Source organism: Actinoplanes siamensis (assembly GCF_016862395.1).
GTDB lineage: Bacteria > Actinomycetota > Actinomycetes > Mycobacteriales > Micromonosporaceae > Actinoplanes > Actinoplanes siamensis.
The window spans coordinates 1-21,158 of sequence record NZ_BOMW01000096.1; the positions used below are offsets into that span (position 1 = coordinate 1).

Genomic DNA, 21,158 nt, shown 5'->3' on the forward strand with positions numbered 1-21,158 from the left:
AACGCCGCCGTGGCAGAGCGTGACTCAACGCGACGGCCACCGGCGTGTGCCCTTGGATGGCGGCGTTGCGAACGTGGAGCGCGACCGCATGGCCACACTGCTACGACCGATCTCCTGAGCCGTGGGCCCGCGGCGGCAAAGCTATTCAGTCATGTGAGATGCCTGTGCCCGGCGTGCTACTGGAAACACCCGCTACAGGCATAGGCGTATGCCTGGTCTCAACCGCCGCTGCTGATGGGTTCGTAGAGCAGGCCGTGTTTACGGCGCATGAGCGACTCGATCGATTCCGCAAGGACGGTGTCGTGGATCAGCAGGCCGAGCTCGATGTTGGCGTTCTCGGCACTCCAGGAAAAGTTTGCGCTGGTCAGCAACGTCAGGGTGTGGTCGACGACGATGAACTTGGCGTGACTGACGAGCGGTTTCGTCGCGCCGGGAACGGTCAGGGTCCGCAGGACGGTGGCTTTCGGGAGGTGCGCCGCCACGGCCGCGGGGGATCCGGCGGTCGCGTCGAGGTAGACGGTGACGGCAATACCGGGGCGGGTTGTCGCGGCGTGCAGGGATCGCCACATCGCGGAGCTCGGGGTGAAGTTGTAGCTGGAGCAGGTGATCGACATGCGAGCGTCGTCGATGATGCGTTGGGCTTCGCTGGTGAGGCGGCCCATGGTGGCGTGTGGGCCGGGCATGGTCCAGACCGGGGTGATCGCGGTCTGGACCGATCGGGCGCCGGCGATGGCGCGCAGCACGGCGACGGACGCTTTCCGCTGGTCCGGGCCGATGTCGGCTGCGGCGAGCAGCTGTTTCGCCTCGCTGCGGCGAGAGGCGTGGATCTCTTTCAGGGCCTGGGTGGTGGTTGCACCGGCGTGGAGGAGCGTGGCGAGGCGGCTGGCTTCGTAGGCGGTGAGGTAGGCGCCGAGCGCCTCGTGAGGGTCAGTAGCCATCAACGGCGCCGAAGAAGCCGGGTACTCGCTCGTCGTCGATGGTGGGCAGGGTGAGCAGGAAGCGTCGGTCGAGGAATCGGTTGGCGCGTTCGCAGGAGGTCTCGGATGCGAAGCAGCAGCAGTGGCAGGCCGCGCCGTGCAGGAAGTCTTCGCCGTGGCGTGGGGTTCGCTGGCCGCACACCGGATCGGACGAACACCTGGCGGCCCGGTGCAGCGCGTCGGCGACGAGGCCGCGGAGCCGTTCGGGTTGGCTGAGCGCCACGAGACCGCCGAGGGTTCCGTCGCTGTCGGAGGAGGTGGTGCAGATGAGCAGACCGGCGGCGGCCGGGCGGTCGGGGGTAGCAGGCCAGGCGTAGAGGCGTTCGCTGAGGCTGGCGGCGCCGTAGCCGCAGGACATGGCCATCTCACGGATGAGGATGTGCGAGAGAGTGTGGATCAGCCAGTAGCGCGGTGCGGGGAACCGGGTGTCCGGGTCGATGTCGGCGGCGGTGGCGGAGAATCGGCGGGAGAAGTTGTGCCGGTGTGCCTGCCGGTGGGCTTTCCACAGACCGGTGTTCACGATCTTGGTCTCCCAGTCGGCGACCTTGTTCTCATCCAGTTGCAGGAAGATGCCTTCGCCGCGGTCCTCGGTTGCCGGGACCCAGGTGGGACGGCCGTCGCGAGTGAGTTTCACCAGCCGGGTCGCCAGATCGTTGACCCGGTCCATCTCGTCGATGCGGGTGAACCCGAGGACCGCGTTGACCTTCTTCATCCGGTTGACGGCGATGACCCGGTGGATCTGGTCCGGCAGGTCGGGGCTGGTCGCTGTTTCGGTGACCATGAGGCCGCTGGCGTCCTGCTGCTGCGCGAACAGCGCAGGTTTCTGCAGGTAGTCCCATTCCGGGACCAGCAGTTCCACCGGATCCCACTGTCGCAGCTTCTCCTTGCGTTCTTCCTCCGATGGTGGCGGCGCGACCGCCTCAGCCGCTGCGGCCAACAGCTCTTCGTCAGTGATGTCGGTGAGGTCGCACTTGTGGGCGTTGAGCAGGGCTCGGAGAACAGCTGGCAGGGCACCGAACTGGGTGAGCTCCTGCTCGGAGAGCAGTGTTCGCATCCGAGTGGCCAGTGCGGTCTTGTCCTGTTCGGCGGTGCGCGGCATGACGATGATCGACTGGGTGGAGGCGAACCACAGGTTCGACGCGCCCATCATCATCAGCGTGGTCGGCTGTTGCTCGCAGCTGCTGTCGAAGGCGTTCAGGTGCGGGTGCCGGCCCCGGCAGCCGGGCAGTTTTCGCTTGCCGGACGCGCCTTGGGCTTCGCTCATGCTGCGCCGTTGCCGGCAGCGTTCGCAAACGATGACCGCGCCGGCGCCCTGGCCTATGTTGCTGTCGATCAGTTTCAGATCCGGCTGCGGCGCTGCCGGGCATGGCTTGCCGCGATGTGCCCACAGGACGTACGGGAACTCGTCGAGGTGGCCGTTGACGCAAGCCAGCAGGTAGCGGGCGGGCACTGCCGGGCTACGCCGGGTCTTGCCCTTCGTTCCCGGAATCTTGTTCTTGTTCAGACCGCGGCCGGGACAGCTGACGTGCTCGAAGGTGGCCAGGTCGGGCCGGAACGGATGCGTGTTGGTGTAACTGAATCGCGACAGCGGTCCCAGGTAGTCGCAGCCTGTGCAGCGCAGCCATTGCGGGAACACCCGGGCCGGGATGCCGAGGTCGGAGCCCTCCTGCGACATCGCCCGGGCCTTCGGCTGCCACGGGAACGGCCGCAACTGCTGCACCCGCGGCCCGAGATGCAGCTGCACGACCTTCAGCAGCCGGGGCTCCTCAATGACCGGAATGGTTTCCCGGCGCCGCCAGATCGGTTCCCAGTCGTCGAGGCCGGCCGGCATGATCGAAAACTGGGGCAGGTCCATGATCGAGCCGACGCCGAAGGTGTAGAGCAGCGACGACGGCCGGGCCGAACCGACTTTCGCCCGGTTCTTGACCTGCGCGTCCTCGCTCTCGGCCAACGGGTCCATCGGCTCCGGCGACTCGAAGATCATCCGGCCGGGATCATCGACGGCGGTCACGCGTCATCTCCTTCAGGCAGCTCCCAGCCCGGCGCGTTGTCGGGTTCGACGACGACCAACCGGTCCGGCAGCGGACTCACCAACAGGTTGATCTCCGGCTGCACCTCGCGCATCGAATGCGCCACCACGAACGGCGCCCGATCCGGCTGCGCCTGATGCGCCTTGGCGTTCTCCGGGCTGATCAGCAACGGCAGATACGCATCGTTGTCCCCGGTCCGCTCGTAAACCAGTGTCTTGTGTAGCTTCGCCGCGTACTTCCCGCGCGCGTTCCACTGGTCAAGACGGTTGATCAGCCGCTCGTAGGCCTGCCCCATCAGCTCGTCCATCTGCGCGGCCGGTTTCATCCGGTCATACAGCCGGCCGATCAGCGCGTGAAGAGCGGCCTCCTCGTCCCGGACCCGCCAGGCGCTGCGTTCCGGGGACAGCCCGTCGGCTCGGTGGGCTTGAATCACCCGGGCCGCGCTAACCAGCACCGCGTCGATACCCCGATCGAGGGCGGTCGGCGAGAACGGCGTGACCGACAGAGCTTCCACCTGGGAGTAGAACGTCTCGTGGTAGTGCCGGAACTGCTCGTAGTGCGCCAGGTCGCGAGGGCGTGCCCAGTTCCCCAGAGACACGACCAAGCCGGGCCGTTTCGCGTCCCGGCCGACCCGGGAGGACGCCTGAATGTATTCGGCGGTGTTCTTCGGCTGACCGACGACCAGCATCAGGCCGAGCCGCTGCACGTCAACGCCGACCTGGAGCATCGAGGTGGCCAGAACCACGTCGAACGGGTCGGCCTTCGGCCGATCGGTCTTCTCCCCCGCCGCCTGCTGCTCGATCCTTCGGCGCATCGCCGCGGTGGTGGCGTAGTCCGGGTCGAACTCCAGCGAAAGGTTGTCCAGGGTGCGACCGATGTCCACCGACGCGATCCGGGACGTGAGCTCCCCGGTGACCAGACGACCATACGAGCCGACACGCCGGGGGAAACCCGATCCTGGACGGGGCTGACGGACCCGGTTCTGCACGTCGTCGGCGACATAACGGGCCATACCGGCCAGTTCCCGGGTGGCGTTGAAATAGCCCACCAGCGTCATGTACGGATCGGCGGCGGCTCCACTGCGGTCGAACAGCAGCTGCCCGGCCTGCAGTAACACTTCGGCGACTCGGATCTCCGCGCTGGACAGACGTACGCCCTGGGCGCTGACCCCGATGTACCGTCGGCCAGGGGTATCCGGGCCGATCGGCACCTCTTGGGAGAAGTACGTGTCGGCCACGTCCAGCACCTGGGGCGGGAAGATCTCCACACCCCGCCCGTACAGGCCGCGAACCTGGTCCTCGGCCCGGCGAACCGTGGCGGTCGATGCCACGATCATCGGCCGGACCGGGACGCCGTCCGCGGTCTCCCACGACGCGAGCGTCTCGACCGCTACCTCGAACAGCCCGACAGCGGTACCGAGGGCGCCGGTGATCAGGTGTAGCTCGTCCTGAATGATCAGATCCGGCGGCCGCAGCCGGCCCACCGGCCGGACCGTCGCCGCGGGAAGACCGGGCTCGGCCTTGTGCCCGGTGGTGATGTCACAGCCGGCGTAGTCGGGATGCACATAGCCGTGCCGGCCGCAGTAGCGGCCGACATAGCCGAACAGCGATGCCGCCTCGCCCTCTCGGGCCAGCCGGGCGAACTTGTCGACGGTGGCGATGACGAATGCCGGTGGCATCCGGTAGATCTCCTCGTCGACCGTCAGCATCGGCAGGCCTTCGTCGACCTCGCCGCCCTGCGCGAACGGGCACCGGCCGAGGTCGTCGCCGCAGAACACCAGTACCCGCCGGGTCGCCTTGATCGGCTTGACGTTCGCGGCGCTGATCGGGCTACCGCACCACGGGCACCGCTGCACCTGCAACACCGTCAGCCGGTGCCCGCCGTACGCGTGGGCCTTACGCAGTTGCTCGTCGGCCTCGTCCCAGCGTTTCGGGCTGACATCTGTGCCGACCCACAGCCCGATCCGGAACGGTGTACCGCCCCAGGTCGCCACATCACGGCGGCGTGCCAGCTCAGCGGCGCACACCAGTGCGGTGGCACGCTGAAACTGCTGCGCGGTCAGCAGCCGCAGCGTGTACCGCATCAACACGGCCACCCCGTCACGGCCGTCCAACGGACCATCCGACGACGACACCACCTGCTGCCGACGCCGGATCGCGAACGTGTACGCGGCCAGCCCCAAGTACGCCTCGGTCTTGCCACCACCGGTCGGGAAGAACAACAGTTCAACCCGGGCTAGCTCACCACTACGGAACGCGGCGGTGGGGTCGGTCAAAGCCGGCAGCTGCATGAGGATGAAGGCGAGCTGGAACGGCCGCCATGCCGACGGCTTCTTCCTCTCGTCCTCGTCCACCAGGTCCTTGGCGGCGTCGAACGATAGGTTCGGATCGGAGCTGCGCTTCGCCGAGATCTGAGAGTGAATCCGCTGGTCCCGCATCACCTCGTTCATGAAGCGGAGGCATGCGAAAGCCTCGGGATCGGCGACGACGTGGGCGAGGCCGTCCGTGAGTCGCTGCCGCACAGCCCGGGCTTCCTCGATGACCTCGTCGGCCAACTCCCGAAGGTGCTCGGGGAGGCTAGCGGCCGTCTGCGATTGCCCCTCTTTGCCGTCCAGCCAGTCCGCATATCCGTCCACCAGCGGGCGGAGCCCTTCACGAACCTGCTCCGGGCTTGCCTTGGCGAGCTCGTCCATGCCGAGCAATGCGCCCTTAACGGACCGTGCCCGGGTCTGGGGTGTCTCCGCCACCGGCAGCCAGGTCGTCCACACCGCGGTAGCCCGCCGGGCCCCATGCTCGGCCTTCCAATCCACCGAGCAGGTACGGCCGACCGCGAACTCCAGCCGGTTGCGGTACTGCAGGTGCAGCCGCCGCACTTCGTCGTCTTGCTCCGGCCACTCGTGTTCCAGCACGTCACGTACCGGCAAGAACACCGCCGCACCGCCCGCATCGACGTGCAGCTTCGTTTGGAACAGCCACTCGTTCACCGGAATCGTCGGCGGTGTCTTCCGATCGTTGACCAGTGCGATCTCGATCAACAGTCGGTTCCGGGGCGCGTCGTCGTAGGCGTCGATCCGCAGGCAGATGTCACCGGACAACAGCCGGGTGTATGTCCGCCCGGGCGTCAAATCCGGCACCGCGATCTTTTCGGCGATCCCGACCGGCGTCCGCCGATACCGCCGCACCGGCCGGCCCCGCTTGTCGACCTCATCGGTCTTCACACTCTCGTAGGTGCCCCACGACGCGGTCACCGTGAACTCAGCCAGACCATTCGGCACCTGGAACCGCAACCCCATCGACGATGGGATCATCAACCCCTGCTTCGGCGCTTTGTCATCGACGTCGTCTTCCTCACCGTCGATGTCGGCACCATCAGCGGCCTCCGCCGGAATCCCCCGCTGAGCATGACCCGCCGCCGCATCCGCCCGGACACCTACCAACCCGTACCCGTCCTCAGACCCGTCGGGGTCAGCCTCCGGCGCTGTCAACTTCACCGGCGCGATATGCCCCACCAGGTACAACTGCCGCGGACTCACCGGCAGTAACTCCTCCGGCCCACCAGCCGGCCCAAGAATCTCCCGCTCGATGATGTCGACAAGGTTCTCCCGAACCGTGAACGACCCACCGTCCGGCTCGAACGCCAACTGAAACCCCGGCACCAGCTCCGTCACAGCAGCGTCCCCTGATCCTCGTTCATCACCGGCCGCCGGGAGCTCCCACGCACACTCTTCGCCGCAACCTTTTTCGGCTTTTCACTCTTCTCCTGAGCCGCTGCACGGCGCAGATTCTCCGCGAGCAAACGATCCAAGATCTCCACTCGTGCGGCCGGGCTCACTGTCCACCGGGTCATCTGCCGATAGGTGTGAAAGCCATGCTCCAACGAAACGTCAGCCCACCCGTATGCAGCCATCACTGCCTCGTCCAGCTGCACGTGGAGTTGACGAATGCGCGCGACATCGCCATCACTATCGCCCGAAAGTCCGACATCATTCACCAGGTTATACAGCCTGGTTAGACCGATCTGACGACTATTCATCAGTTCGCATCTTTGCTTTTCGAGCGCCTCACCGACCTCCAAGAGTCGCGATGTCGGAGCCGGTCTCGGTAGGGTCAAAAAGACATCAGAGGGCGAGTAGTTGGCATCCGATCGCATCGTTGATCCGTACCTTGACGCCCAAAGCTGATGAACGCTCGAAGAAAGAACGGTCTGGTCAGCAAAAGAGTCTGTTGCGAATACACACAGCTTATGACTGAAAACCTGTCCGGTCGACACACGGACGGGCATGATAGTTTTACTCACAAGAGTAAGTACAAGCACTTCTTCGAACGGCAAGATGGCGCGACGCATTGTTGGATAATTTTCAGCAAACTGCCACCAGCGATCTCGATGGGCCTTTCGATTTACAAGCATCCGCTCCGGCTTCACCGCATCAGCGACCCGACCGAAGGGGATCGTATATACAGAAGCTTGTTCAGCCGTCCGCGCATTGAAGTCGATAACCCACCTGGGCGCCGAAAGATCGAACCGGGAGTTGACATCCTCTCCCCCAAGATACGGAAATAGGACCTCCCTATTTCTGACATCTGCCGAAATCCACTCCGTGGCCTCTTCCGGGCTCACAATAAAGCCCTGACCTCCAATCTTGCAGCCATTAAATGCTATGCCAATGTTTTCATCTAGCCTAACAGGGGATCCCGATACCCGCCCCTCAGGTTCGAGCAGAGTTGAGATACTACGCACAGGCAGCCCGTCAAGCACTCTCTCCGCCTCGGCCTGAACCTCTGCATTAGTTGCCCATACAGCGGCATACTCAAGGTTGGCACCAGCCGCCGGCCAAGGCTTACTCCGAATTCCTCGCATAATTTTGAAGCCATTCTCAACCATTTGATCGAGCCCAACTTCGCGAGTATCGGTCTGCGCGATGCTGTTTGTCGAGATGAGGCCAATGCTTCCACCATCTCTCAGCAGGCTCATCGCTCGAAGGAAAAAGTATGCCACCAGGTCTGCACGTCCGGTACGCCCTGCCGCAATACGGTACACCATCCAATCCCTGATATTGTTCCCCATAGCGCCAGTCAGTTTGTGACCGCCAAGGAATGGCGGGTTTCCGATAATGGCGTCGAAGCCACCGTGGTCAACGATTACGTCGGGCACTTCGAGGACCCAGTGCAAGGGCTTCCAACGCTCGTAGTCGGTGGCGACAGTGGGTGTTAGACCTTCCTCGATGATCTGGTCAAGCATGACGTGGTCAGCCTGCGTCGCGCTCCTAGGAAATGCGGCGTGAACGGCCTCGGCTAGGTTCTCGTAGCTGTCTTCGAGGGATCTAGTCGGCGCTCCGCCAAGGCGTAGGCCAGCGGCGATGACGCCGTCGGCGGCCCTGCTGAGCAGCGCGGTGGAAGTGTGGAGCTGGTCGAGAAGGCGGCGCTTCGCGCCAGCGCTGCGCTGGGGGTCGTTCTCCCTAACCTCGCTGGCAAGTTCGCGGCGGATTGCCACAGCTGAGTCGATGATGCCCTTGAGGTTGACTATGCCAGTGAGCGGTGATTGCCGGTAGGTGGGTGCGTCAATATGAAGTTGCTCGAGCTGGCGCAGGTTGGTGACACCGAGCAGGGTGTTGCCGTGCAGGATCTTGTCGTCGACGAAGGAGAACGGGAGATCACGGTCGAGGGACACCAACCAGAGGGAGAGCTTGCACATCTCTACGGCCATTGCGTTGATGTCAGCGCCGTAAAGACAACGGGCGACGACCTCGCGGATGGCGTGCTGCTTGAGGTCGCGGTGGGCGGTTTGGTCCGAGCCGTGATGGTCCCAGGCTTCGACGAGCTTGTCGGCGAGGTAGCGTGCAGCTGCGACCAGGAAGGCTCCGGAGCCTGCGGCGATATCGGCGACCTTGAGATTCAAGATCTCGTAGCCCTGACAGATCTGCCACTCTTCACGGTTGGGCGTCTGGTAAGGGCCCGGATAATAGCAGAGCGGCTCGAGGGCGTGCCGGGCGACCCGTTCGGCGAGATCCCGGGGTGTGTAGTGCGCGCCAGCATTCTTGCGGGATGGGGTCTCGGTCACGAGCAGCCCGTCAGCGAGGACCACGGTTGGTCGGCCCCGGAGGTCCGGTCGCGTGACGGTGGCCCACCGCCGTAGCCGGTCGCGGAGATCCTCGTCCTCGGTGACGGCCCGCAGGTGACGGTCGGCGTCCTCGCCCGGCGTCGCGGTGAGGAGCTTGGCGAGGACGTTGGCGCTGGGCGCGACAGCACCGGGCTGGTGTACCTTGAGCCACACGATGATGGCCTTCGCGAGCGCGGCCGAGGTGCCGTGCTGGTCGGCGAACTGTTCGAGAAGGGTGAGAGAGACTTCGGGCTCGGAGCCAGCGGTGCCGACCAGCCCCAGGTGGATCTCGTCGACGCGGGTGCAGGTGTAGCCGAGCAACCCTTCGTAGATGTAGCCGATCTGCTCGACGTCGATGTCACGGAACGAGATCCGGCGAGCGTCGCCTCCCTTGAGCTGGGCGACCTGAACAGACCGTAGGACGTGCAGCATGACCCGGTCGGAAACCGGCAGGGCCAGAGTGCTGTTCTCGTTCGAGGCGGTCAGGAACGGGTGCCGGTCCGGGTCGAACAGTGAGCCACCATACGCGGGCATCCGCATGTTCTCGAAGTTGGCGCCGCGGTAGAGGGCCTGGCTGGTGGCGAGCAGCCGGTGCCAGGTGAGGTAGGTGCTGTCGAGGGACTCCTCGCCGTCGCCGATGTTGCGGTGTTCGAGGGCGTCCAGGTCGCCGCTGATGCCGTACCCCTGAAGGAACAGCTCGCTCTGCGGCAGCAGGCCGCGTTCCTCGGCGAAGAGCAGGAAGACGACGCGCATCATGACCGTGACTGCGGCGGAGTAGGTTTCGTGCGGGTCGGCCGGCAGCGGGTCAGGAAGACCCCTACGCCGGTGGTCGGTAGAGACCTCGTCGAACGCCTGGATCAGGAGCTCGACGGCGCGGCGGACCTGGGCGCCGAGGGCTTCGGTGATCTCTTCGGCGGCGGCAACGGATTCTTCGAACAGTTTCGGGAGGCGTTCTTTGGGGTCGCCGCCGATGATGTACTGCCGGGCGGTGACGGTGAGGAACGCGTTGCGGGTCAGCGGTTCCTCGACCCAGGTTTGGGCGTCGACGATGCCCGAGGCGACCATCGCGTCCGGGCGGGCGCAGACAAGTGCCCACCAGCGCCCGTCGGTGACGATACCGATGGTGACGCCAGAGGCGCGCAGCATCGTCTCCATACGGTCGATGGCGGTGGCGGCCCAGCCATCGGTGCCGGTGGCATGCGGGCTATCGGTCTTTTCGACGACGCTGACCAGCGCACCGATCCCGTCCGGGCCGCGGAGTGCCCCGTCCGGGACGACCGCCAGCCTGCGGTCCGGTGAGTACCCGGTCACGCCCGGCGCGGACTCGGGTCCCCAGGCCAACAGTTCACCCCAGCCGACCACATCGCGCAGCACGGCCTGCACCCAGACGTCGCGGGCGTCGGCGTACTTGGCCTGCCGGGTTTGGTCCTCGGGTTCGATGTCGAGGGCTTCCCAGGCGTGGTCGAACGCCGGTTTGGCTTGCCGCAGCGCGTCGAGGCGGTCCGGGGCGAGGGCGGGGATACCCTGCGGCCACACTCGTTTCAACGGTGGAATGGCGAGGAACGGGCCGTCGGTCTCGACGAGTTCCAGCCAGGCCCGGTGAAGTTCGGCAGCGGTCTTCGGGCGGAAGGTACGGGCGGGGGGCATCAGCGTGCTCCTCCTCGCTGGGCGTCGGTCGGGGTGAGCGCGAAGACGACCGCTGCGGCGGTGGTGTGGGGTTTGATGTCGCGGTAGCGCTCGGTGATTGCCGCGACTTCGCGGGTCTCCTCGTCGCCGAGTTCGTCCAGGCGGCGGCGCATCGCTTCCATGTCCCTCTGTCGTTGCCGCTGCTGGTCGTCGGGTAGCAGGGTGGCCGCTTCCTGCGCCTCTTTGGCGGCCAAGACGTCTAGCGATTCGTTCAGGTTGCGGCGGAACGCGGCGAAGATCTCCCGTGCCCGGGTGACGTCGGCCTGTTCCCGCTTGGTCAGCTGGTCGCTGACACGCTGCTGGCGGGTCTCGGCGCGGCGGCTCATCGAGTCGAACAGCCGGGCCCGCAACGGGGACTCCGGTTCGTTCCACTCCTGGACCAGACCGTCGCGGACATCGGTTGCGGCCAGGGTCAGGGCGCCGGAGTCGAGGGCCTGGTCGAGGAGGCGTTCGGCGCGTTCCTCAGCGATCGCGCGGCGGCCCCGCAGCCGTACGCCCGCCAGGAAGATCTCCTCGTGCAGGCGCAGGCCGCCGCGGCCGACCAGGACCATACGGGTGACCGCGGCGACGAACGACTCCTCCAGATCGTCGACGACGACAGCGGTGACCCGGTGCAGCGGGGCGTCCACGCTCCACAGCGACCGGCGTAGCAGGCGTTGGGCCTTCTTCACCAGCGGGTGCCCGAGGTGTACGTAGACGACGTCCTTGCTGCCGGCGGCGGCCTGGTCGTTGAAGGTGATCGGCCGCCACACGCCGGGCTTCGAGCGAGTATCCAGGCCTTTCAGCGTCGACTGCCAGGCCGGGCCGAGTGCTGGCACCACGTAGACGCCGTCGTCGGCGGGGTGGTCGCCAGAGACGGCCAAGGGCGGCTGGTGGCTGATCCGCAGGGCGGTGTCCACCACCCGGCGCAGGTTGTCCGGTTCCAGGTGCAGTTGGGCCTTGCTCTCGGCGTACCCCTGCTCGAGTTGGGTGAGCTGGCTGTTGAGGTCCATGCCGCCGGCCAAGGCACGGGTGATGACGGCGTTACCGTCGAGGGCGACCTTCTTGCGGCGGCGCGTGGTGGTCGCACGGGTGAAGTGGTCCTGGATTTCCTCGGCGATCACCTGGTTGACCGAGCCGAGGTCCCGGGCGACCGTCACGACCTTCCGCGCGATCCGGCCCATGAACTGCATGTCCGCGGCATAGATCGTCGCCGACCGGTCCGGCATGAACTGGTACACCAGAGGCGTCTGCTGCTGGCCGTACCGGTCGATGCGACCGATCCGCTGCTCCAGCCGCGACGGGTTGAACGGGATGTCGAGGTTGATCAGCCGGTGGCAGTAGTCCTGAAGGTCGATGCCCTCACCGGCCGCATCGGTGGCCAGCAGCACCCGGACCGGGTTACGTGCGGGGTCGGTGGTGAAGTGCTCGCGGATCAGCTCCCGTTCCTCGGTCGGGGTCTGGCCCTGGATCACTTCCAGGACGTCGCCGTAGTCTTGCTGCACCAGGACCCGCTGGACCCATTCGAGGGTGTGCGCGTACTCGGTGAAGATCACGACCCGCTCGTTGGACCAGAAGCCGGACGGCCGGCAGATCGCCTCCAACTCGCTGACCAGCTTCTCGAGCCTGGAGTCCGGGCGGCTCGCAAACCCGAGGCCCCATTCGGCCAGCCGCTCCAGCTCACCGGTTCCGGCCGCCACCAGCGGGTCGCTGGATTTACTGTTACGCAGGATGGTCGCCTCGTCCTGCTCCCAGAGGCCTTCTTCCTCGTCGGACTGGCCTTCGCCGAGGATGTCGTCGTAGTCCCAGTCCGACGGCTCCTGTCCTACCGCGCGGGCTTCGAGGTACGACTGCAAGGTCATGCCGAACGCCCACGGGCTGGACAGGAACCGCTTCTTGAACAGCATCGCGGTGATGTCGCCGGACGGCCCTGTCCGGTTCGCTTGCGCGCTCTCGGTCAGGATCCGGTCTAGCAGGGAGAACATCTCCTGTTCCTCGGCGCTGGGCGTGAACGCGATGCCTTTCAGCTCCCGGGGCCGGAAGTTCTTGTACGCCAGCGCTGGATCCGACTTCAGCCGGCGAACCGTGACCTCTTTTAGTGCCTTCTCGTCCAGGATCGCGCCGCGGCTGAAGCGGCGTGAGTCGATCATCTCCATCAGCGCGGTGAACGACTCCGGGTGCCCGTTGTGCGGTGTCGCGCTGAGGAACAGCCGGTGCTCGCACTTGTCCGCCAGCTCCCGCACAGCGATCGTGCGCTGCGTGTCGACCGCGTACCCGCGTCCGCCGCCGATCGCTGAGGGGCTGGCCGGCGCCACGTGGTGCGCCTCGTCCACGATCATGATGTCGAACGCGTACCGCCGGGCCGTCTTCGTGCTCGCGGCCTGCGCGTACACGTCGCGCAGCATCCGCTGGGCACGCACGCTCGGCAGCCACGCCATGCTCACGATCACCCGCGGGAACAGTTGGAACGGGTTCGCGTGCAGCCCGTAGCGGCGCCGGACCTCGCGCATCATGTCGCTGTTGATGATGGTGAAGTCGAGGCCGAACTTGTCGCGCATCTCGTCCTGCCACTTCAGCGCGAGGCTGGGCGGGCAGACCACGACCGCGGTTCGCGCCCGGTGCCGCAGCAGCAACTCCTGCACTACCAGGCCGGCCTCGATCGTCTTGCCGAGGCCGACGTCGTCGGCCAGCAGCAGGTTGGTACGAGGAGACGACAACGCTCGTCGCAGCGGTTCCAGCTGGTATGCCTCGACCGCGACGCCGGAGTGGAAGGGCGCTTGCACACTCCGGTCGTCGGCGGAGGTGACGGCTCCCCATCGCATCGCGTCGACAAACCCGGCGAGGGTGTTCGGGTCGTCGAAGGCGTCCCGGTTGATTTGCGTCGGGAGGCCTTGGGCGGGGGTGACCGTGTGGCCGACTTCCAGTTCCCAGACGACCGTCAGTTCCTCGCCGAGGCGATCTTCGTCCAGGGCTTGCAGGGTGACGGCGTGGTTCAGGGTTGCGACCGCCTCATCGGCGGGGCTGCGCGGCAGTCCTTGCTTCTCGACCTTCGCTACCGTCCAGGTCGAGCCGCGAACCTCCACCACCTGGCCCGGTTCCGGCACGGGGCTCCGCATATTTCCCGGAGTCATCGACGACGTGTCCACCGCTGCCATAGCCACCGTCGAACATTAACGGATCGTGCCTCGTCCCCTTACATGGAGTCTCATCCGACTCGGATCTGAGACAGGCATACCTATGTCCGTTTAATGAACTTTTGCCGGATAGGGTGGGTCACTCGTGCGCCGCTACGGGAGCCAACGAAAGGCACCCACCGGCTCCAGGGAGGGTTCGGGCACGTCCCGTGTTCCGGTCGGCCTACCTGTCTGCGGAATGGGCGGTGTTCAGTGGCTATGCGGGATCGATCTTGACAAGGGTCCCGGAGGTCTCGTCTTTGACGTAGGTGCGCTTGGCGTTCTTGGTGAGCTTCTGCTCAACCGCTGATTGCAGGTCGACGCCGGTCATTTCAGCCAGTGACATGACGTAGATGGCGATGTCGGCGAGTTCTTCGCCGAGGTTGTCGCGCGTGCGGCGCCAGGCGTCGAAGGCTTCGGCGACCTCGCCTTGCAGGAGGCAGAACTCTAGGGGCACTTCGCTGGTGTTGAAACCCTTGGCCAGCTTGTTTTCCCAGGTCAGCTTCTGGGCGGACCTGATCTCCAAGGTGTGCCTCCGGATGTCAGCGGGCTACAGCCGGGGAATCTTATCGGGCTCGGGCGGGGCGGGTAACCCGCTGTCGGCGTGTCAGGCGTCCTCGTCTGGGTGATCGGAGGTGATGAGCAGGACATCTGCCATGGTCCGGACGGCTCGGAAGAGTTCGTCGTAGCGGTGGCAGACCAGCGCTATCTCGTCGAGCTCGGGGAGTTGTTCGCCGCGGGCAGCGAGTCGCCTGCGGATCACGGTGGCGGGTGCGGTGACGTGGACGAAGATGCCGTTTCGGGACACGACACGTCTGACCAGGGTCGCCATGTGCTGGTAGGTGAGCCGGGTTCGGCCGCGATACAGCGGTCCGTAGACGAGTTCGCTGAGGAAGCATCGATCGAAGACGAGCCGGCCGGTTCGGTCGAGAAGGCAGTTGTATGTGGTGACGAGGTCGGTGCCTGGCGGGGTGAGCGTCGAATGGATGAGTGCGGCGTTGGTGTGGCGGGCGGTGGCCTCGGCGAGGGTGGTTTTGCCTGCGCCGTCGCAGCCTTCGAACACAATGGTGTCGTAGCTGCCGGCCCAGCCAAGGGCGGCCATCAGCGGGTGCCGTCCTGGTCGTCGGGCGTGATGAGACGTTCGGTGATCGAGTATTGGATCATGAGGTTGCGCCAGTTGGGTTCGCGCCCGTGGGCGAAGGTCCAGAGGGTGTTCGAGCAGTAGGCCAGGACGCGGCCGCCGGTGGCGATGGTGGCGCCGATAAGGAGCGCGGCGCCGGGCGGGGCTTCCGGGCCGCTGAGGTCGGCGATGAGCGTGTGGCTGCTGGTCGCTGCGTTCCAGTCGGCGCCGGCGGCGTGGATCGGGTCGGCAGCTGTCAGTCGGCTGGCGTGGCGGCGCTGGGTTTCGGTGCTGTGGTGCTGGACGGATTGGTGCCAGGTTGCGGTGCTGCCGTACGGGGACGGTTCGACGAAGACGGTGTCGGTGGTCGCCGTGGTGGTGTTCTTGCTGTGGCCGGGCGTGGCGAGGTCGAGCATCCTGGTGACGGCCCGGTCGATGCCGTCGTTGATCTGGGTGGTGTTGCGGGTGGCGAATTCCTGGAAGCGGTCGGTGTTGCTGGTCGGCGGCCCGAGGCGGTGGGCGCGGACGATGTCGGTGGCGACGGTTTCGATGAGGGGGTCGGCGAAGGCGAGTTCGGGGCCGGTCTCGGTGAGTCCGTAGGTTTGGAAGTCCGTGGTGAGGATGATGATCGGGACACCGAGGGCGGCGGCGTAGCCGATCTCCATGCAGACGCCGTCATCGAGGCTGGGGCCGTGCAGGATGGCCAGCATGCCGTGCAGTTGTGGCAGGCGTTGACAGTCGAGGTCGAACAGGCGGCGGCCTTTGACGTCGGCGACCAGGTCCTCTTCGTCGGTGTCGCAGAAGGGCAGGAAGACCTTGTCGGGGCTGGTGCGTTCGGCGATCGCGGTGGCGGCCATGGCGCCGAGCCGGCGGTCGTGGGCGGCGAAGAGCCGGTGTGCGACGTAGAACATGCGAATGCTCCTACGGGGGTTGGGGGTGCAGCGCGATGCCGGGTGTGGCGAGGCGAGCGGTGGCGGCTTGTGCCGCTTCGGTCAAGGCAGCCGCTTCGGGCGTGCCGTTCAGGACGGCGGCCAGGAACGTGCCGGTGAAGGTGTCTCCGGCGCCGGTCACCTCGACGGCGTCTACCTGCGCGATGGGAGTGCGCGTTACCGGTCGGCCGTGGCGGTAGAGCGTCGCGGGGCGGGGCCCGTCGGTCGCGGTGACGGTGCGCAGGTGTTCGGCAGGTACCGCGGCGGTGAGCGCGGTGAATTCCCGCGCATCGGTGAAGACGAACTTCGCGGCGGGTAGGTAGGGCGCCGCTGCGGTGATCATGTCGGTGGCGCTGGTGGTGATGAAGTCGACGCTGAACGGTTGCCGGCGCTCGGCGAGGGCGGCGAGCACCGGGGCGGGGTCGAGGGGACGCCGGCAGCAGACATGCACGTGGTCGTAGCGGTGTGACTGCTGCAGGGCGTGGGCGGTGAGCCGTTGGGCGGCGCCGTAGGTGGCGTCGACGTCGATCAGGGTGCCGTGCTGGTCGTAGCGCAGGTGGAAGCGGCACGACGGCTGCTCGACGACGGCGACGCCGGTGTGGTCCAAGCCGGCCAGTTGCGTCGTTCGTAGCGTGTAGGCGAGGTCGTCGCCGATCACCGCGATGGGGGCGGCGGTAGCACCTGCTCGAGCTGCGGCGAGGCTGATGTACAGCGCGGCCCCGCCCAGCAGGTGATGGCGCCGGTCGGGGTGTTCGGCGGTGTCGTGGGAGATGTTGCCGATGACCCCGAGGCTGGTCATGCCATCGCCATCGCCGGGCTGTGTTCGCAGTCCATCACCTGAGCGCAGACGGGGCGCTGCTCGCAGACGCGTCGGTGGGGTTGGTTGAGGTAGCGGCGTTTGAAGTAGATCAGCACCAGGTGCAGCCACCACGACGGGTTCGCCCGAGCGGGCAGTGCGATCGCGCCCTGCTCGTACGCCAGCCGGGTGTAGTGCTCTCCGTTGGCGTCGGCGTGGGCCTCGAGGTAGAGGCGCATCTGTTCGTGTGCGACGGCACCGGACGCCAGGTTCAGGCCCAGGGCCGGGGCGAGGCGGGTGATCATTCCGGAGTCGACGGGGATGATGCCGCAGTGGTAGCCGCGCGCGTACAGCAGGGAGCATTGCGCGACCTTGTAGGAGGCGTGTTCGACCTGGCCGGCGAAGTCTGCGATGACGGTGGTCGCGTCGCCGTGCAGGAGATAATCCTCCGCACGGCTCTCGAGAAAGGACTGCAGTGACCGCAGGTAGCCGATACGGGCGGCAGGCAGCCCGAGCGGCTGGATGATGGTGGTGATCTCGTCGTCCGGCATGGCCGAGAGGGTGTCGAAGCCGATGTGGGCGGCACGTGTCACGACACCTGCGTACGTGTTGATCGAGCGGTACGAGATGCGGGTGCTCCAGCCGGCGACGAGCATGCGCATCCGATAGTCGGCAATCCAGGTGGGCCACCATCGGTTCTCGTCGTGGTTGGCCTCGACGTCGGCGGTGACGTCGTCCTGGCCTGCGGCCACGGTCACCATGCGGGTGAGCCGAACGTGGGAGTCGCTGGGTGCTGCTGCCGGTTTCATCATGTCTCCGCGGCTCGGGCGAATCGTACGGCGCTGTAGGCAAGTGCCAGATTCGATGAAACCACGGGGATACCGAGTTCTTGCTGCACCAATGCGATGGCGTCGATCGTCGGCCAGGCGGTGCAGGACAGCACTACGGCGTCGGCTCGGGTGCGTTGTCGCACGTCGATGCTGTGCACGAGGGCGGTGATGCGTTCGGGGGCTACGGCGGTGAAGTCGTCCAGTAGGGCCAGATCGAGGCTGGCGTGTCCGGCGACGTCGAAGCCGGCTTCCTGCAGGCGGGCGGCTTGGATCTGCGTGTGCCGGGCCGGGTACGGCGTCGCGAGGACGATCGTGGATGCCGCCAGGTCTCGGAGAAGGATCTGCAGGGCGTCGAAGGCGTCGACCACGGCGGTGTTCTGGTATGCGTCGGGGTTGAGGAACCCGGTGGAGGTGCAGGCGACGAGGGCGCCGGCCAGGGTGAGGCGGGCGAACTGCTGGAGGGTGTCGGGTACGGCTGCGGCGATCTCGGCGAGGAAGTCGTCGGCGTCGCGGTATCGGTGTGCGGGAACGAGGCGGGCGTAGTGGAACACGACGTGGTCGAGGCCCAGGCGCGGCAGTTCCGTCTCGACCATGGTGTTGCCCCAGGGCACGAGCACTCCGACATGGGCCGGCCTGAGCAGGTGATCATGAGCCGAGCGCAGCATGGCGAGGGCGTCGGTGGCCGACTCAGCCGGCATTGCGGGCTCCGTAGATGAACCGGGGTGCGTGTTCGGTGACGGTCAGATCTGCCGGGGTGTAGCGGGGCACGACGGTGCCGCGTTCAACGACTTGGATCGGGTAGGAGCCGAGTCTTCTGAACCAGGTGCCGCGGCTGGTGACGAAGAACGAGTGCAGGCCGCGCAGGCGCAGTCCGATCGGGTAGACCCGCTGCTTCATGGGCTGGTCCCAGATGTTGTCGATGTCGGCTTTCCAGGTCGTGAAGTGCTCTTGCGAGGGCGGTGCCGTGTCCGGGTTCATGCCGGCCAGCGGCGTTCCGGGGTAGGCGCGGGCCTGTCGCACATTGGTGCGGTGGCATAGCACGCCCGCGGTCATGAGCTCGTCCAGGCCTTTCAGGTTCGCCAGGTGCGTGCGGTGTGTCTCCCCCGGTAACCCGTAGATGAGGTTGATGCCGGGTAACAGCGCCGGAAGGCCGGCCGGTCCGCGCTTCGCGCCCACCGCGTTGATGTGGTCGATCGCGCGGCGCAGGATCTGCGGCGTGCAGGTCAGCGCGTTGGCTTCGATCACGGCAGGGTCGAAGGATTCCATGCCCATCGGCGCGCAGTTGCCTTCGCTGCAGTGCTCGACGACCAGGGCGGCGATCCGGGCGCCGGCGGGTGATGCCACCGCCAGCGGGTCGGCGTTGTCGATGTGCAGCACGTCCAGGTCCGGGCACGCCGCGCGGATGCCGGCGAGCAGACGTTCGATCTGTGCGACGTCGCGGTTCCAGGTGGAGAAGAAGCAGGTCTGCTGGCCGAGGCGCAGGTTCCGGACGCCGGCGGCATACAGCTGGCGCACTTCGTCGAGGATGTCGTCGAGGTCGCGGAAGATGACGGCCGGTGACTTCGCCGGTTCGTTGCAGAAGCTGCAATATCGGCGGCGGGTGCAACCGCGATACAACTCGATCTCGCCTACCGGGGTCCAGCCGAGCTGACCTATCAGGTCGGTGAACGAGTCCCGGTCGGCGCGGAGCTGCTCGTACGCGGCGCCTGCCCGGCTGCCCAGGGTGATGTTCCTGGAGGTGATGGTGTGCGTGTGCAGGGCGTCGAACAAGCCGGCGTAGCTGGCGGCGTTGGCGAGCACATGATGCGCCATCGGTCCGAGCAGGACGCGGCGGCCGCGGACGCATGCCAGGATCCGGATGATCTCGTCGAGCGAGCCGTTCTGGGCGTGCAGGTGCACGGAGGGAACGGCGTCTCCTGCCACGACGATCACCGTTGTCGCCTCGCGCAGCAGCTTGATCACGTTGCCGCGATTCTGCGTGGCCGAGTATGTCAACGGATCTGACAGCGGCGGTGGCGTCTGTGGTTCGCCGCCGTTGAGTTCCCAGCGCGCGTCGTCGATGGTCACGTAGCGGACGTCGCGGTCGCGGCAGTCCGATGTGAGCGCTGCCCAGGCCTGGCGGACATACGACGACAGGTACGGCGGGACGCCCAGCCCGCTCGGTTCGACGGTGTAACAGTCCAGGATTACTGCGGTGCCCATGTGACGGCCTCCCCGAGCGGCGAGTCACCTTGCAGGCGAGGACGTTCATGAGTTGACGCAGCAACCCTCGCCCAAGGCGTTACAAATCGTCACACTACGATGACTCAAAGTCAGAGAACATGGAACCCCGGGCGACCATTAATCCCCGCAGATGGATTCAAGTGAGTCGACGGCCGCCCGCCCCATCACCTCAAGGACCAAGATCACCCTCCACCACCACTTCAGAATCCCCCACCGGACGGCCGGCTCGTCGCCCCGCTACCCAACAGGGATCCACATCGCCCACCAGCGACAAGCCGTTTCCCACACCCTGCCGCCGGCCCCGGCCCTACCGCCGCCGGCCCCGGCGGTCACGTCTGGCCTCCTCCACCCTCGTCGCCGGAGAAGGCAAGGACCATCTGGGCTCGGTCGAGCAACAGGCGGCCCTTGCCTTCCTTGATCATCCGCATCGGGTCGGCGACCCGCCTGATCTGGGGGACGGTCCCGGCCGCCTCGGTGACCCGGTAGATGACATAGCGCTCACCATTCGCGCCGGCTTCGACGAGTTCGGCGGACGAGAGGTAGAAAGGTTCCCGGGGGTCGGTGGATCTTGTTGATTTGACCTCGATGCGGATGACTTGGTCGTCGGCGTCGACGCTGCGGATGTCGTAGGGGGCGAGTTCGTCTTTCTCGGAGACCCATACGGCGAGGTCCGGGTCCTTGCCGAGCGTGCGCAGCCGCTCGCGTTCCGCGTGGAATGCGGCCTCTTCGCCGCGTCGTCCGATCCGGCGCTTTTCCGCCTCGGTGCTCAGCGGCGGCGCGGTCGACTGTCCGCCGCCGGTCCAGGTGTGGCCGCTGCCCGCGCCCGGCGCAACGAATGTCTGGAGAGCATCGTTGATGATTCGGACACTGCCGTGATCGACCGGCGGCGCCGGAACAGGCGGCGCGATCGGCGCAGTGACGACCGGAGTGGGCGTAGCCGCCGGTGGATTTGCGGCCGGTGACGATGAGGCTGGCGAGGGTGGCGCAGCCGGAACCGGTGCGGGTCGCGGCTTCACGGGCAGCTTGGTGAGTAGCGCGTCGACGGGATTGTCGGTCTCTTCCTCTTCTGTAAGGCCGAACTGTGTTCGGATCTCGTTGATCTCCGCCGGGGTGATCTGTCGTGCGCCCATCATCCGGCCCCGGTCCTCGGGCCGGGCGGTCAGCAGCATCGTCACCGCTTCGGCGAGGCCGGGCACGCCAAGGTGCTGGGCCAGTTGGCGGCCGAACGCGAACCAGTACGGCTGCTGCAGGCCGGGTTCCAGCTGCAGGTAGGCGGTACCGGCGGTAGCGGTCCGCGAGCCGTAACGGCTGGGGGGGGG

At 66.5% G+C, this 21,158-nt stretch carries 13 protein-coding genes; all 13 read right to left on the minus strand.

Translation table 11 applies throughout. The features are described 5' to 3' along the window. Positions 1-218: 218 nt before the first annotated feature. Positions 219-938: a DISARM system phospholipase D-like protein DrmC gene (gene drmC / locus Asi03nite_RS35865; RefSeq protein WP_203684981.1), complete on the minus strand. Its 720-nt coding sequence runs from the start codon at positions 936-938 to the stop codon at positions 219-221. Then, positions 928-2,961, minus strand: a complete 2,034-nt coding sequence (gene drmB / locus Asi03nite_RS35870; protein WP_203684982.1) for an MrfA Zn-binding domain-containing protein — start codon at positions 2,959-2,961, stop codon at positions 928-930. Before drmB ends, drmC begins: the two co-directional genes overlap by 11 nt. A 23-nt stretch (positions 2,962-2,984) precedes the next feature. Further along, positions 2,985-6,674, minus strand: coding sequence for a DISARM system helicase DrmA (gene drmA, locus Asi03nite_RS35875; protein WP_203684970.1), 3,690 nt, complete (start codon positions 6,672-6,674; stop codon positions 2,985-2,987). Further along, on the minus strand, positions 6,671-10,750 hold the full coding sequence (locus Asi03nite_RS35880) for an Eco57I restriction-modification methylase domain-containing protein (RefSeq protein ID WP_203684971.1): 4,080 nt from the start codon (positions 10,748-10,750) through the stop codon (positions 6,671-6,673). Before Asi03nite_RS35880 ends, drmA begins: the two co-directional genes overlap by 4 nt. Next, entirely contained in the window at positions 10,750-13,923 is a 3,174-nt protein-coding gene (gene drmD, locus Asi03nite_RS35885) for a DISARM system SNF2-like helicase DrmD (protein WP_203684972.1), read from the minus strand. The genes Asi03nite_RS35880 and drmD overlap by 1 nt, the downstream gene beginning before the upstream one ends. Positions 13,924-14,158: 235 nt before the next feature. After that, on the minus strand, positions 14,159-14,467 hold the full coding sequence (locus Asi03nite_RS35890; RefSeq protein ID WP_203684973.1) for a MazG-like family protein: 309 nt from the start codon (positions 14,465-14,467) through the stop codon (positions 14,159-14,161). Between the two features lie 81 nt (positions 14,468-14,548). Continuing rightward, positions 14,549-15,043 (minus strand): P-loop nucleotide/nucleoside kinase family protein, encoded by a 495-nt coding sequence (locus Asi03nite_RS35895; RefSeq protein WP_203684974.1) that lies wholly within the window; start codon positions 15,041-15,043, stop codon positions 14,549-14,551. After that, complete coding sequence (locus Asi03nite_RS35900; RefSeq protein ID WP_203684975.1) at positions 15,043-15,972, minus strand: nucleoside 2-deoxyribosyltransferase; 930 nt, start codon at positions 15,970-15,972, stop codon at positions 15,043-15,045. Before Asi03nite_RS35900 ends, Asi03nite_RS35895 begins: the two co-directional genes overlap by 1 nt. 10 nt (positions 15,973-15,982) lie before the next feature. Then, entirely contained in the window at positions 15,983-16,789 is an 807-nt protein-coding gene (locus Asi03nite_RS35905) for a carbohydrate kinase family protein (protein WP_203684976.1), read from the minus strand. Then, the gene (locus tag Asi03nite_RS35910) at positions 16,786-17,547 is read right to left on the minus strand and encodes a hypothetical protein (protein ID WP_203684977.1); all 762 of its coding nucleotides are present in this window, start codon (positions 17,545-17,547) and stop codon (positions 16,786-16,788) included. Before Asi03nite_RS35910 ends, Asi03nite_RS35905 begins: the two co-directional genes overlap by 4 nt. Before the next feature lie 47 nt (positions 17,548-17,594). After that, positions 17,595-18,314 carry an aspartate racemase/maleate isomerase family protein gene (locus Asi03nite_RS35915; protein WP_203684978.1) on the minus strand — a complete coding sequence of 240 codons (720 nt, stop codon included), beginning with the start codon at positions 18,312-18,314 and terminating at the stop codon, positions 17,595-17,597. Then, positions 18,304-19,683: a radical SAM protein gene (locus Asi03nite_RS35920; protein ID WP_203684979.1), complete on the minus strand. Its 1,380-nt coding sequence runs from the start codon at positions 19,681-19,683 to the stop codon at positions 18,304-18,306. Before Asi03nite_RS35920 ends, Asi03nite_RS35915 begins: the two co-directional genes overlap by 11 nt. Positions 19,684-20,168: 485 nt before the next feature. After that, positions 20,169-21,158 (minus strand): protein NO VEIN domain-containing protein (locus Asi03nite_RS35925; protein ID WP_203684980.1); only part of this gene is annotated, 990 nt, incomplete at its 5' end.